This is a genomic window from Hyphomonas sp., from assembly GCF_013823385.1.
Taxonomy (GTDB): Bacteria; Pseudomonadota; Alphaproteobacteria; order Caulobacterales; family Hyphomonadaceae; genus Hyphomonas.
On the sequence record NZ_PNMA01000162.1, the window covers coordinates 1 to 1,121 of the forward strand.

The 1,121-nt window shown below is 65.3% G+C and carries 1 protein-coding gene and 1 pseudogene; both read right to left on the reverse strand.

The window, feature by feature from the left end:
* Positions 1 to 403, reverse strand: a pseudogene (locus C0456_RS20765) (P-type conjugative transfer protein TrbG); the annotation flags it as partial.
* Positions 400 to 1,098 carry a conjugal transfer protein TrbF gene (gene trbF / locus C0456_RS20770; protein WP_291056679.1) on the reverse strand — a complete coding sequence of 233 codons (699 nt, stop codon included), beginning with the start codon at positions 1,096 to 1,098 and terminating at the stop codon, positions 400 to 402. The pseudogene C0456_RS20765 and the gene trbF, both read right to left, overlap by 4 nt.
* Positions 1,099 to 1,121: the final 23 nt, after the last annotated feature.

Sequence of the window (1,121 nt, forward strand, 5' to 3'; positions counted from 1 at the left end):
CTGACACCGAGACCAGGGTTTCGCCGGGCTGGAGCGCGATGTCAGTCACCTGGCCGGGGCTCGCATAGAGGCGGTAGAGCGCCCCTTCCGTATAAGGATAGACCTGGACGGCATTGAGGAACCCCTCCGGGGAGGGTTCGATCACCGCGTCGGCGCGGCCTGCCTCAATGGCCCCTTCCGGGCTCAGTGCCGGCTTTTCTGCGGGCTCAGGGTCAAGGGGTTTGAGCTGACCGGGCAGCGGCAGCGGGACCGCCGTCTCGACGATTTTCACGCGCTCGGGTTTCGGGTCTTCTGTGGGACGGGCCTCGACGAAGCCGACATGATCGAACATCGGCTCAGGCGCGGGCGGGGTCGCGCAGGCAGAGAGCGCGGCCAGCGAGGCGGTGAGAAGTAGTCGGGTCATGGTCTGTCTCCTGTGACAAGGTCTTCGCTCCAGCTGAGCGCGCGGACATAAAGGCCGAGGGGGTTGGCACGCAGGGTTTCGGCGTCCCGCGGCGGCTGGATCGCGAGAGTGAACACGCCGGTGAACCGTTTCGCCCCCGTGAGCGCCCCGCCCTCATAGGTCTTCTCGATCCAGCGGCCCTGGAAGCTGTCACCCGAGACGCGGACAATGCTGATGACCTCGACCGCGCGGGACCGCCGGCCGATGGCGGCAAACGGATCATTGTCGCGGGCGTATTCTGAAAGTGTCGTGGCGGCGGCCGGTCCGGCAAAAGTGTAGGCTTTGAGCCAGTTCTCCCGGACCACCACCGGATCAATCGACAGGCTACGGACAGAACTGATGAAGCCTGCCAGATGATGGGCGATCTGGGCGTCTGTTGGGGCGTAGGGCTCGGTCGCGGGGCCAATGGCCTTTGCCGCGCCGGTTTCATCGACTTCGACGATGTAAGGCGTCACGGTTGATTGCAGGCTGCGCCAGATCAGGGCGCCGGAGGTGGCAAAGGACAGCGCCAGGCATCCCAGCGCCATCAGCCGCCAGTTCTTTGCCTGGACCCGGGCCGAGCCGATCCGCTCATCCCAGACCTGTCCGGCCTTCTGGTAGGGCGTCTCGGGGACGGGTGAGCTCCCATAATGGGCAGTCGGGCGTTTGAAGCGCATGGGGTCAGTCCTCTTTATCTTTC